This is a genomic window from Flavobacterium sp. DG1-102-2 (assembly GCF_033042555.1).
Taxonomy (GTDB): Bacteria; Bacteroidota; Bacteroidia; order Flavobacteriales; family Flavobacteriaceae; genus Flavobacterium.
The window spans coordinates 104,795-118,468 of the sequence record NZ_JAWLIK010000011.1; the positions used below are offsets into that span (position 1 = coordinate 104,795).

Consider the following 13,674-nt stretch of genomic DNA (forward strand, 5'->3'; position numbering starts at 1 on the left):
AAACCCCGCTTGTGCGGGGTTTTCTTTTATAATGACTAGTCCTAAAATAGGTTGACTAATAAATGTCAACATCAGGAAAAAGCAGGATTTAAAGGGGACAGGTTTATCCCCGAGTATTAGGTACAGCGAAGCCTTTAAACGAGCCGTTGTCAGGGAATATGAGCGGGGTATATTAAACAAAGATCAGATAAAAGCCAAATATGGTATTGGTGGTAAGTCAAGGGTTTTGGATTGGTGCCGTAAATATGGTAAATTAGTTTATCCAACAGGCAATAATGGTCGCCCTATGAAAGATCCACAAAAGCAGCGTATTAAAGATTTAGAAAAGCAATTAGAAGAAGCCAGGCTAAAGGTTTTGGCGTATGAGAAATTAATTTCTATAGCTGAAAAAGAAGAAGGTATTAGTATCTTAAAAAAAGACGTAGCCAAACAATTGACGAGCTTGCCAAAACCTACCCAAGAAGAGTAAGTATGTTTTGTGGGTTGTTTGGCTTTAGTAAACAGGCATATTATAAGCATCAAACTTATAAGGAAATATCTGATTCAAAAAATTTGAATACAAGGGAATCGGTTCTTGTTTTACGCAGGCAGATGCCGCGTCTAGGCACACGTAAGCTTTACTATTTACTTAAAGCGCAAGGCAGTATTCATATTGGAAGAGATAAACTGTTCTCTGTTTTAAGGCATGAAGGATTGTTGATTAACCGAAAACGCAAGTATACAGTTACAACCAACTCAAAACACTGGCTCAGAAAATATCCTAATTTAATCAAGGGTGTACATCTGGAACGACCGGAACAGTTATGGGTGGCTGATATAACCTACATTGACACACTTGATGGTAACGCTGATCTACACCTCATTACAGACGCCTACTCCAAACAGATCATGGGATATGAACTCTGTAATAACATGGAGGCAACTTCTACTCTTAAAGCTCTAAAAAGGGCGTTGGATAAACGTAAATATAAAACATCTAAACTTATACACCATTCTGACAGAGGGCTGCAATATTGCAGTAAGCTGTATACTGATTATTTAAAACAAAACAATGTTACTATTAGTATGACAGAAAATGGAGACCCCTATGAAAATGCAATTGCTGAAAGGGTCAATGGAATATTAAAAGATGAGTTTGGTCTCTCTGACAAACTTGAGGATATAATCCAGGCAAAGAAATTAACCTGTCAGAGCATTAAAACATACAATAACTTAAGGCCTCATCTGAGTTGTTCAATGTTAACGCCTAATCAGATGCATCAACAGGATAAAGTCAAACTAATATCTTTTAAAAAGAAAAAGTTCAGACAACTGGAAAATGTCTGAACTTTTATCAAATTTGTATAATCAAAAATAGTCAACTTTTTTCAGGACGAGACATAAAATTATTTGAAAAGTTACAGTTTGCTTGTAGTGACTTCCTGTAAAGTTCCATTAACCTTAACTTTAACCTTGCCTGTTTTTTTAGAAGCAATTCTATAATCTGTTATTTTACCGTTTTTCCAGGTAAAGCTAACTGCATAACCTCCCTGCGCCTTAAGACCTTTTACAACTCCCTCATTTTTCCATGCATCAGGAATTGCGGGCAGCAGCTCTATAAAACCGGCATGGCTTTGCAAAAGCATCTCACCTATGCCCGCTGCTGCACCAAAGTTACCATCTATCTGGAACGGAGGGCCTGCGGAAAGTAAGTTAGGATACACTCCGCCACCTGCACCATAATTAATGTTTGTAGCCAATGTAGGGCGGAGTATTGTTTTTAATAATTTATAAGCCCGGTTACCATCTTTAAGTCTCGCCCAAAACAATTGCTTATAAGCTATAGACCAGCTAGGGCCATCATCTCCCCTTACGTCAAGTGTTTTCTTTGCCGCTTCAGCCAATTCGGGCGTAGCCTCAGGTGTAATTAAAGATGCCGGATATAACCCATAAAGGTGCGAGATATGCCTGTGCTGTGCATCCGGCTCTCTGTAGGATTTCATCCACTCCATTATCCTGCCATCAGGTCCTACTACCCCGGCGGGAGGCAGTTGTTTCAGCTTTTGCACAAGGTCGATACGTAAATCTTCATCTGTCCCTAATGCCTCTGAAGCGGTAATAACATTATTGAATAACTCCCGAACGATCTGGTTGTCAATCGTTGGCCCTACACATACATGAGCCTCCTCACCGTTTGGGAGGTAAAATGAATTTTCGGGCGATACTGATGGCGACGTTACCAGCCAGCCAGATTCATTATCTTTTGTAAGCATACTGTTGTAAAACAACGCCGACCCTTTTATAATAGGATATATTTCTTTCAGGTAATTTTTGTCGTTTGAGTACAGATAATGATCCCATAGGTTATTGCACATCCAGCCGCTGCCTGCTTTTGCAATACCCCACGATGCGCTTTCGCCCGGTTCTGTAAAACCCCATACGTTAGTGATAACATGTGCTACCCAACCATCCGCATTATAATACGCCTTAGCTGTTTTTTCACCATACGGAACCATCTTTTTCATGAGGTCTTTTAATGGCAGGTTTAACTCGCCAAGGTTGGCCGTTTCCATTGGCCACAAGTTCATCTGGATATTCACATCAAGGTGATAATCGCCGTTCCAGGGTGTTTGTATCTGGTGTGCCCACAATCCCTGAAGATTTGGAGGCAACAATCCTTCACGTGTACTGCAAATGCCAAGATAGCGCCCGTATTGGTAAAACAACACCGGAAGCCCATTGTCGGCATCAGGATTTTTAACATAGGCATCAAGGCGTTGGTCTGTAGGTAATGATTTTTTTGAGTCACTACCCAAGCTCAGACTTACACGATTAAAAAATTTCTGAAAGTTTTTTGTATGCTCTTCTTTTTGCTTTTCATAACTCTTTTTCATGGCAGAAGCCAAAAGCTCATATATCGTTTTTTCATATGTTTTATCTATAAAATCGGTAGCCGCAGAAACATAAAGTATAACCTCAGTGGCGTCTTTAACCTGAAGTTTTCTATTGGCTCCTGTCAAAGTACCATCTTTAAGTAGTGCCCTTATGCGCACTTTGTAGTTCATTCCTTTTCCGTCGGTACCATTATTTAATTGCCCTTTCATCACAAGCGAGTTATCTTCGTTGTAAGTTTCAAAACGCTCCGGCCTGTCAAGGTTTATAACAAAATTAAGTGCTGCTTTTTTATTTGCCGATAGTTTTATAACAGCGACATCATCGCCAAAACTTGCAAAATATTCACGGGTGTACGTAAAACCATCTAATTCAAAAGTAGCTCTAGCAATAGCCGAATTGATATCCAGTTGGCGTTTATAATTTTTAGCCGATGCATTAGATTTATAGTCAAAATCCAGCTGCAGGCAGCCCAATACCTGGTAACAGCCAAACTGGACGTTTGCACCATCTCCGGACCCTGATCCCGGGCCTTTGCAAACAAAATTTTTGTTTATCAATGCTTCGGCTTCTTTGTTTTTGCCCTGCGATAGCAACTGCCTGATTTCCGGCAGGTATTTACTGGCTTCATAGTTATTGGCATCCTGAGGCGAACCGCTCCATAAGGTAATATCATTTAAAACTATTTTTTCGGTTTTGATGCCGCTATCAGGTGTCATTCCTAAACGGCCGTTTCCTAACGGCAGGGTTTGTTCCCATTGATCTGCAGGTTTATCGTACCACAGGGATAACGCCTTATCTTGGGCATGTGTAATACTTGATAATAAGAGTATGAATTTTAGAATAGTGAATTTTAGATGTTTCATGTAACAAATTTATTTAAGCGGTTTGTCATTTTTACCTGTACCCCATTTTTTATTTGGCTTATTGCTCATAACAAAATCGAGTTTGCCCCCGGCCGTAATATCATTGTGGGTTATGTAGGTCTTTGTATACGCCTTGCCATTTAATCTCGCACTCTGAATATAGATGTTTTCAGCCGAAGCATTTTTTGCGGTAACTGTAAAAGTCTTATTATTCTCAAGTTTTATCACCGCCTCTTTTAATGCCGGCGAACCTATGACGTATATTCCATTAGCCGGGTTAACAGGATAAAAACCTAGCGAGCTGAAAATATACCAGGCAGATAGTTCACCGCAATCATCATTACCTGCATAACCGGCCGATGTAGTGTTGTACATACTATGCATAATTTCGGCTGTATACTGCTGCGTTTTCCATGGCTGGCCTGCATAACTGTAGAGATAAGCAATATGGTGGCTTGGTTCATTACCATGTGCATATTGTCCAATAAAACCCGAAGCGTTATCGTTAACTTCTTCCGGCTTATCTTCAAGCGTAAAAAAAGTATCAAGCTTTTTGGCAAAAGATTTATTCCCTCCCACCAAAGTTACTAACTTAGCTATATCGTGCGGAACATACCAAAAATACTGCCATCCATTGCCTTCTGTAAATGGATACCCGCCATTGGCTCCATATTTTAAAGGATCAAAAGGATCAATCCATTTCCCGGTACTGTCTTTTGCGCGAAAGAAACCTATTTGAGCATCATACAGGTTTCTATAAAATTGTGAACGTCTGCTAAACCTTTCATAATCTTCTGTTTTATTTAGTTTCTTAGCAAGCTGAGCAACGCACCAGTCGTCATATGCCAGTTCTAAAGTGAGCGAAACCGACTGTGATTTAAGGTTTTCAGGTATATAGCCATACTTTTCCCAAATACCGAAAGGCGACCCGGGATGTTCTCTAATAGACGACTGCTTAACTGCATCAAAAGCATCTTCAGCGTTTATACCCGGCAGTCCTTTTAATATTGCATCTACAATTACTGGGATTGCGTGATTGCCTATCATGCAGTAATTCTCCTGTCCCCATAGCTGCCATATCGGCAAATAGCCAAAATCGTTATAATAACTAAGCATGCTATCTACAAAAAATGTGGTGCGTTCCGGTTGGAGGATCGTATACAACGGATGTGCTCCCCTAAACGTATCCCATAACGAAAATGTGGAGTAATAGGGTGTTACAGACGTTTTTATTGTATGATCAGATGCAGGATAGCTGCCATTCACATCTGATAAAATATTTGGCTGTAAAAAGGTATGGTATAAAGCAGTATAAAATATCTGTTTCTGTTCGGCCGTGCCCTCTATTTTTATCTTTCCGAGTTCATTTTCCCATTCTGTTTCAGCAGCTTTTAAAATACTGTCAAAATCCCAGTCGGGAATTTCTGAAGAAAGGTTCATTTTTGCGTTTTCCATGCTTGTTGCCGATAGCCCAACTTTTACAAGAAGCTCGCCGCCATCGTGCATATCAAAATCCAAAACTGACCAGATTGCATTTCCGTTAACCGTTCTCATATTATCGTAGCTGTTACTTCCATCTGTAACAGAATTATGAGTAATGGGTTTAGAAAACTGCATACTGAAATATACTTTTCGCATTGGTGCCCATCCGGTAATTATCCTGTAACCTTCAATTGTATGATCATCAATAAATGTGATTTGAGAAGCGATGATCTTAGTATTCCAGTCTGATTTTTTCATAGAATGCTCCAAATCCAATATGATATGAGCATCCTTTCCTTTTGGAAATGTGTAACGATGAAAACCTGCGTGTGCTGTTGCTGTAAGTTCGGCATTCACATTGTAATCCTTAAGCATTACGCTGTAATATCCCGGATGTGCTTTTTCTTCCTGATGTGAAAACGACGACTCGTAATGATTTTGCCCATCTTCTCTTTTTATGACTTCTCCCGTAAAAGGCATCAGCATAACATCAAAAAGTTCTGCAACGCCTGTACCGCTTAAATGAGTATGGCTAAATCCTGCAATGGCAGCATCATTATAATTATAACCGCACGCCACACTCCAGTCAGGCGCGTGACGGGTATCAGGGCTCAGCTGTACCATACCAAAAGGCGTTGTTGCACCGGGATAGTTATTTCCTGATAATGGCGAACCTGCAGCAGCACCCGTTCCAATAAAAGGATTGACGTTGTCAATTAACCTTTGCTGTGCAAGGCTACAAAAAGTCATGCCTATGCTAATAATTGATAGTAGATTTTTTTTCATAATTAAAATAAAAACCTGCAAGGTAAAGGCCCTGCAGGTTTATCATTTAGCTTAAATTAATGAGCACTTAAGCAATTTGCCAAGTTAAACGGAAGGCAATTATAAAACTCTCACACCTTATAAAGCTTCCATTTAATTTGACGATAACCCAAACAACTCTAAACACTTAAGGATTTGCCCCCAACTCCTTAAGATTTTCTATAAATAACACACTAACTCAATTTTAAAATTAATAACCGGGATTCTGGTTTTCAGGACCAATCTCATCGTTCAGTTTTATCTCTCTAATAGGAATAGGATATAGATTGTGGTGTTCAGATATAGTTCCGTTTTGTGCAGCCCATTTATTTCTGGCTTTTACATAATCCACAAGATGCCCTGTGCGGATAAGGTCCATTCTTCTCCACCCTTCAAAAGCAAGCTCACGCATACGCTCATCCAATATTCTTACCCTGAACTCGTCCTGAGAAAGTCCGCTCCACGCCATACCTGCAGGAAGGCTTCCGCCAAAGGCACGGGTCCTAACCTGGTTTACAAAACCTTCTGCTTCTCCTGTATTGCCTAATTCATTAAGTACTTCAGCATAATTAAGAAGTACATCTGCATATCGTATAAAAATTTTATTTTTACCTGAATTCCAAAAAGACTGCACTCCCTCTACACGAATATCTTCATATTTTTTGATGTGAGGATCGAGCTCATCTCCTCCAAGGCCTGCCGGCAGGGTTGGTACAACGCCTTTGTATGTAAAATCGTAACGGATACTTACATCTTTACGTGTATCTCCTGCTTCCCAAACACCGCCATCGGCCTGGTCTTTATAACAGTATTGGGTAGGCAGTATAAGGTCGTAACCGCCAAAATAACAATACTGGTCTACGTTAGCCAAAACCCTTGAGCCAGTCTGCCACTGTATTTGGTTGTTATCTGGATAAATATTGCTATACTGCCATTCGTACAATGATTCTGTTGAATTGGCAAAAGCAGGATCAAACAAATCGGCAAAATTTGGTAACAAGCTGTATTTCCCAGAATTAATTACTGCCTCAAACCATTGCTTTGCTTTGTTGTAGTCGCGGTATCCTGAAGCTGCAGGAGCATAAAGGTAAACTTTACCTAAGAGCGCCTGAGCTACACCTTTAGTAGGAAACGAAGGATTACTCTGAGTTTCAGGAAGTCTTTCTATCGACCTTTCTAAATCGGCAACTATGTAAGAATAAACCAGATCTAAAGGCTGCCTTTTTAGACCCAACTCCGCTGTACGCTCTTTATCATTAATAGGCACTTCACCCCAATATTGTGTAAGCTCAAACATTAGTGTTGCTCTTAAAAAACTGGCTTCGCCTAACAAAAGATCACGCTTTGCACTATCTTCCTCGGTGTTGGTAGCAAGTGCTTTGATAGACTGCGCGGCAACTTCAATTACCGGCCATCTGTCATTCCACAGCTGCCCAATTGGTTGGTTTTCCTGACTAAGGAAACCGTTATACAGGTCGAGCCCTGCCTGGTTTGCATCACCTATTACCTGGAAAGCGCCCTGCTGTGCCTCATCTGTACCAAGAGAAGTATAAAGTCCGGCACGGTCTTTCTGCATATTTCTCCATTTGGTCAAGGCTCCAAGGAGAACTGGCTCTATTTTGCCTAAACTACCATACGCCTGTTCAGCAGTAAGTGAACTTTGCGGATCCTCATCCAAAAAATCAGAACATGAAGATGATAGTATTGCTAAAGCCATAAAGGCTGTTATAATTTTTGCTTTCATAAATACTTTTTAAAAATTAAACCTATTAAAGAGTCACGTTTAACCCCATGGCAATCATTCTGGAGTTAGGATAAGAGTCGCCTCCTTCGGGGTCATATCCTTTATATTTAGTTATAAGGAATAAATTAGATCCTGTAACATATACTCTTACATTTTTAAGATATACATTTTCAGTAACATCAGCCGGTAATGTATACGATAATGTAAGCGCATTTAACCTCAGGAACGAAGCATCCTGTATAGATTTATCTGTTTCTCCTAAAGTATACCTTCCACCACCATAATAAGCCCTTGGCACATCAGTATTGGTGTTTTCAGGAGTCCATCTGTTTAAAAGATCTGTATGCGCTGCACTCATACCTCCAGAATTCATATAACTTTCATAAGTAGAACTTGGTCGCTTACCGCCTATTGAGTAGGCAAATACGGCATTCAACGCAAAACCTTTGTAATTAAAATCGGTAGAGAAACCTCCGTAATAATCAGGATTCAAATCACCTACCACATACCTGTCGTTATCGTTTATAACGCCGTCACCATTACGGTCTTTAATTTTAATATCACCTGGCTGCACTGTTCTGCTGCCGTAATCTATTGAAGTTAGATCGTCTCCCTGCTGAGCGATCCCATCATACTGAAATGCATAAACTGTGTTTACAGATTCGCCTAAGAAAAAATTACCCGTACGCTGAATTTCATTATTACTGTATCCGCCTAAATTGTAAATTTCTGTTGCATCATTAAAAAGTTTAGTAACCTTATTTTTTGCTGACGAAATATTAGCTGATACATTCCATTTAAAATCCTCATTTTTGATGATATCAGCACTAACCTGTAGTTCTATACCCTTATTGGTAGTAGCACCAATATTCTGCAATACATACATATATCCTGCCGTGACAGGCAAATTACGTATCATTAAAAGATTGTCATTCTTTATATTGAAATAATTAGCATTTATAGTCAGCCTATTGTTAAATAAACCAGCATCAAGGCCAACGTTAAACTGCTTTTGCCTCTCCCATTTAAGATTAAAATTATCAGCATAATTATCTGATTCATAAGTACCTGAGTTATTGCTAACCTGCGCATTGTACAGCGCAAAATATCTGTATGGAGGTACATTTTGATTACCTACAATACCGTAACCTACACGAACCTTAAGCTGGTTAAGTTTTTCAGAACCCGAAAGGAAGCTTTCTTTAGCTACATCCCAGCTTGCCGCTACTGATGGGAAAGTACCCCACTTGTCATTAGGTCCAAATTTAGATGAGCCGTCCCTCCTTACCGTTCCTGTAATATTGTATTTACCATTAAAGGTATAGTTAGCCCTTGCAAAATAAGATTTGGTCGTATAATCTGTAAAACCAGAGCCTAACTGAACATTGTCTTTTAGATAAGCACCTGATAATGCCATATACGTCATGTCGTCACTTACAAATCCACGTGCCCTTACGTCGGTATTGTTTTCTGAATTTTTCATAACAGTGATTCCACCTAATACGCTCACATCATGCTTTTCGGCAAAAACCTTACTATAGCTTACTGTATTGTCCCATTGATAATTAAGCTGTGCATATCTCCAGTGGTGTGCTTCACCATCATAAGAGTTTCTAATTGACTGGCCTGTATAACTCGGTGTGTAATCAAAATTTGCCTGATCTGTAATCTCTGTAGAAAAAGTAGTCCTTATGTCAAGCCCATTTATTGGCTTTGCACTTAAGTAGTTACTGCTCGTAAGCCTGTTTCTTTTACTTGAATTTATAATATCAAGACTTACCAAAGGGTTATAAAGGTTTTGATCAAACGACTCACCAAATCTAAGGTAAGTAACTTTTGGGTCTATAGGTAAAAGCGGGTTCGCTCCTAACGCCACACCAAATATGCTGCCATCCTGGTAAGTATTCTCGCTTCTTGAAAAAGTAGTATTAGTACCAAACTGGAGCCATGACTTCAAATCCTGCGTAAGGTTAATTTTTGCATTATACCTTTTAAAATCAGAATTTTTAACAAGACCGTCCTGGCCACTGTAACTAAAGCTTACAAAATAAGTCCCTTTTTCTCCACCACCGCTAAAGCTAAGGTTATGGTTTGTCTGAAAGCCTGAACGCGTTACCTGATCCAGCCAGTTGTAGCTTTTACCACTCCTGTACGTTTCAAGTTCATAAGGCGCAAATACAGTAGATCCGTCAGAAGTTATCTGGTTAATGTAAGCCTGGCGGTCAGCGCCCGGATTTTCATCCATGTAACGATTGGTAAAGGCATCTACCCTAAGGTCAAATAGCTGCTGGGCATTCATTAACGGGATAGTCTTTGCAAATTCAGATATACCGGTCCATGTGTCATACTGGATTTTTGCCTCGCCCGATCTTGAACCTTTTTTTGTTGTAATAACCACAACACCGTTAGCCGCCCTTGAACCATACAATGCAGTAGCCGAAGCGTCTTTAAGTACTTCCATGCTTGCAATATCGTTAGGGTTGATATTTTCAAAATTGCCATCGGTAATTAAACCGTCAATTACAAATATTGGGTTACCGCCAAAGTTAAGTGAGTTGTTACCCCTTATCCTTATTGTGCCTGACTGTCCCGGAGCCGGACTTTGCTGTACATATACCCCCGCAACACGTCCCTGCATAGCCTGAACTACGTTAGGCGTAGGTGTTTCTGTAAGTTTTGCTCCCGAAAGACTTCCTACCGCACCGGTAAGATCTCCTTTCTTTATAGAGGCCCCCACCACTATAATCTCATCAAGTTCTTTATTATCTTCTTTCAAAGAAATATTTAATGTTGTAGTTGTTGAATTTACCGCAATCGTTTGCGAAATAAAACCTAAATAACTAAATTCAAGTTCGTTTCCGGCAGCAGCTTTTATGGTATAATTTCCATCTATATCGGTAGCAGTAGATGTCTGCGTACCTTTCACCAATACTGTCGCCCCTGGTAAGGGCATATTTTGTCCGTCTGTAATCTTACCGGTAATAGTTTGGGCCCAACCGGAAGCGGTACAGAGAATTAAAAGCAAAAAACATAAATAGCGTATTATATTTCTCATAAATGTTAGGGTAATTGGTTAATAATTTTACACATGTGTTTTTAGGTTAACAAATAAAAAAGCACTAGTTGTACTATACTATTCTATTCATACAAACATACAAATATTTCCTTTACATCCAAATTGATGATTAAGAAAATATTATTTTTTTTGGTTAAATTTTTTGATACTATTATTTATACGCGTTAAAATGAATCAAAACGCTAAAATAGCGTATTAAATTAGGCGATACCCGCTCTGCTGAATAACGTAAAAATGAGCACCATGCCAGCTAATAACAATACGTAAAATAAATATCGGCTTTTCCATGGCGACAGAGGAACAGCATTAAATTTTATCTCATTATAAGTATATTGAGGATAAAACCGTGTTGCCAGCAGCATGTATAATGATGTGAGCAAAAACAATATGGCAAGGATATGCAGGTAATGAAGATTTGTCTTCAGGATATAATTAAACAGTATATAGCATGCAATGAAAAATACTATTCCTGTTTTAGCAGCTTGTGGAGGAACTTTTTTTGTAAAGAACCCAATTATAACAATTGTAAATACAGGAACACTAAACATCCCTGAGAGTTGCTGCACATACGTGTAAAATCCGGTATCTGAAAAAATAATAAATGGCGCTGCAAACATTGCCAAAAGCGCTATGGCAATTTCAAACCGTTTTCCTACTCTTACGAGCTCACTTTCGGTAGATTTGTGACCTCTTTTTTCTTTCCAGTCTTTATACAGGTTCAGGGTAAATAATGTACTGCTGCTGTTAAGGCCTGCATTAAAAGTTGTAATTGCAGCACCGAGTACTACGGCAGCCGTTAGCCCCGTCATAAACTTAGGCAAAACGTTTTTCACTACAAGCGGAAATACTTCTGTAGTATTAGCCAGGTTGTCAAAAAGGTGCACTCCTATCAGCCCCGGTATGTTTATTAAGAAAGGGCCAAGCAGCTTTCCGAACGCCGCTAATGCCATACCTCTCTGACTGTGTGATAAACTTTTTGCAGACAGCGCCTGCTGTACTATATACTGCTCCATACCCCAGTAGTACATGTTAATGATAAACATACCCGTAAATATGGTATCGAATGGCACTTGGTCTTTAGGGCCGCCAATTGCATTAAGATGTTCTTTTTTATGTGATAACACCAACTGCATACCCTCCATCAAATCGCCGTGACCTAAATATTTAAACCCGAAGTAAGGAATTGCAATACCGATAGTCACTAAGCCAAGGCTCAGTATGGAATCTGATATCGTGATAGCCCTGAGCCCACCCAATACAGAATATGCTGTACCTATTGTACCAATAAGCCAGACCATTATCCATATATTTTGCCAATACGTTAACTGAAAAGGCTCAAGAAAATTGAACATTCCTGTAAAGGCAACAGCTCCGCCATATAATACAGATGGCAATAAATTGATAAGATAACTTGCCAGGAAAACAATACTTACAAGCTTTCTGGTTGAATCATCATAACGCTTCCCTAAAAAATCAGGAATTGTCATGGCACCGGTGCGTAAGTATATCGGCAAGAAAAGTTCGGCGGTTATTATCATTGCAAGAACAGAGCTCACACCCCAGGCGATCACACTCATGTTATTGATGTAAATCGACTCGTTCTCACCGATAAATTGATTTGCGCTAATATTACTAAGCAGCAGCGCACCCCCTACAATCCAGAAATTGTTTTTCCTGTCGGCAAAAAAATGAGCATCTGTAGTCTGCTGAATTTTCCGGCGTGTTTTAAACCAGGATATAACAGCTACAAGACAGGTAAAAAATAAAAAACTTGCAATTGTTGTAAAGCCCATTACAGCGAATTACGGTTAATTAGCACTGTTGGTATAATCTCCTGAATCTTTTTTCTGTTGAGTACAAATTCTGCTGCTTTTTTACCCATAGCGGCAAAATCCGTACTAAATGTAGTAACACCGTCAAATATTATTTCCTTTACGATATCATCATTGTGCGAAATAAAACCAATATCGGTGCCCAGCTTAAAACCTTTAAGTTTGGTATCTTTAAGCATTTCCCAAAGTTCAAGGTTGTGAATGGTAAAGTATACTTTTCCTTTCTCAAGCGATCCCGATTCATATCCCTCCTTAATAACACCTTTAATATCGTAATCTTTCATAAATCGCTTAAAAGACTCTAATATTTCATTTGGCTCTGCCGAAGAGGGCTTAAAGAAAAACACGATCTCATCATATTTTTTGATCTTGTCCTTAAGCTGAACAAAAGCCTTGTATGAAGAATCTCCAAATTCCTGAACCACAAAATTATAATCCTCGTCGGTATCCAGGTTTCGATCAACTAAAAGTACCCTGCTTGTAGGCAGCAGCTTAAGAAGCCCGGGGGTTTTGGCATTTGGTATAGGCGCAATAACATACATTCCGTATTTGCCCTTTACGCTATGCACCATATGCTCAAAAGTATCAAAGTTATTGTGATGGAAAAATATATCCAGCTGTACATTTTTACCAAGCCCCTTCCTGAAATTTTCGTAAAAGGTTTCCTGAAAAATATCGAATGCAAAAATGATAAGTGCCACTTTTAGTTCCTGTTGCACATCATCTGTAGCAACAAAATAACCAAGCCTGTTCTTAGATTCTATGATACCCCTGTGAATAAGCTCTTTGTACGCTTTAGCAATAGTTTCCCTTGCAAAGCCCAATTCGTTTATAATGGTATTTACAGAAGGCATGAGGTCACCTTTAGTAACTACTTTTTCGTCTATGGCATTAATGATACCCTGTACCAGCTGCTCATGTTTTGAAAGTGAGCTTACAGACTCTAAATTTTTAATCTGCTGAATGATTTCCTTCATAAATCGTTGCTAAATTCTGCTT

The 13,674-nt window shown here is 39.3% G+C and carries 7 protein-coding genes; 1 reads left to right on the forward strand and 6 read right to left on the reverse strand.

The features are described 5' to 3' along the window. The first annotated feature begins 70 nt into the window (after positions 1-70). Positions 71-1,326, forward strand: a protein-coding gene (locus R1T16_RS15165; protein WP_411162037.1) for an IS3 family transposase whose coding sequence is annotated in 2 segments (ribosomal slippage) — positions 71-419 and positions 419-1,326 — 1,257 coding nt in all. Because the reading frame shifts where the segments join, the coding sequence is not laid out codon by codon here. Between the two features lie 71 nt (positions 1,327-1,397). Here R1T16_RS15165 and R1T16_RS15170 read toward each other — a convergent pair. The 6 genes from R1T16_RS15170 to R1T16_RS15195 form a co-directional block, all read right to left on the reverse strand. After that, a complete protein-coding gene (locus R1T16_RS15170; RefSeq protein WP_317501970.1) occupies positions 1,398-3,737 on the reverse strand; it encodes a glycoside hydrolase family 95 protein in 2,340 nt (779 codons plus the stop codon). A 9-nt stretch (positions 3,738-3,746) separates the two neighbouring features. After that, entirely contained in the window at positions 3,747-6,005 is a 2,259-nt protein-coding gene (locus R1T16_RS15175; RefSeq protein ID WP_317501971.1) for a GH92 family glycosyl hydrolase, read from the reverse strand. A gap of 229 nt (positions 6,006-6,234) precedes the next feature. Further along, the gene (locus tag R1T16_RS15180; protein ID WP_317501972.1) at positions 6,235-7,767 is read right to left on the reverse strand and encodes a RagB/SusD family nutrient uptake outer membrane protein; all 1,533 of its coding nucleotides are present in this window, start codon (positions 7,765-7,767) and stop codon (positions 6,235-6,237) included. A 25-nt stretch (positions 7,768-7,792) separates the two neighbouring features. Further along, positions 7,793-10,822 carry a TonB-dependent receptor gene (locus tag R1T16_RS15185; protein WP_317501973.1) on the reverse strand — a complete coding sequence of 1,010 codons (3,030 nt, stop codon included), beginning with the start codon at positions 10,820-10,822 and terminating at the stop codon, positions 7,793-7,795. 221 nt (positions 10,823-11,043) lie between these two features. Then, on the reverse strand, positions 11,044-12,636 hold the full coding sequence (locus tag R1T16_RS15190; RefSeq protein WP_317501974.1) for a solute:sodium symporter family transporter: 1,593 nt from the start codon (positions 12,634-12,636) through the stop codon (positions 11,044-11,046). Continuing rightward, complete coding sequence (locus R1T16_RS15195) at positions 12,636-13,652, reverse strand: GntR family transcriptional regulator (protein ID WP_317501975.1); 1,017 nt, start codon at positions 13,650-13,652, stop codon at positions 12,636-12,638. Before R1T16_RS15195 ends, R1T16_RS15190 begins: the two co-directional genes overlap by 1 nt. Positions 13,653-13,674: the final 22 nt, after the last annotated feature.

What these genes read in the sequence shown, in the direction of transcription:
- R1T16_RS15170 (WP_317501970.1), bottom strand. Translation starts at nt 3,737, where the DNA reads ATGAAACATCTAAAATTCACTATTCTAAAATTCATACTCTTATTATCA.
- R1T16_RS15175 (WP_317501971.1), bottom strand. Translation starts at nt 6,005, where the DNA reads ATGAAAAAAAATCTACTATCAATTATTAGCATAGGCATGACTTTTTGT.
- R1T16_RS15180 (WP_317501972.1), bottom strand. Translation starts at nt 7,767, where the DNA reads ATGAAAGCAAAAATTATAACAGCCTTTATGGCTTTAGCAATACTATCA.
- R1T16_RS15185 (WP_317501973.1), bottom strand. Translation starts at nt 10,822, where the DNA reads ATGAGAAATATAATACGCTATTTATGTTTTTTGCTTTTAATTCTCTGT.
- R1T16_RS15190 (WP_317501974.1), bottom strand. Translation starts at nt 12,636, where the DNA reads ATGGGCTTTACAACAATTGCAAGTTTTTTATTTTTTACCTGTCTTGTA.
- R1T16_RS15195 (WP_317501975.1), bottom strand. Translation starts at nt 13,652, where the DNA reads ATGAAGGAAATCATTCAGCAGATTAAAAATTTAGAGTCTGTAAGCTCA.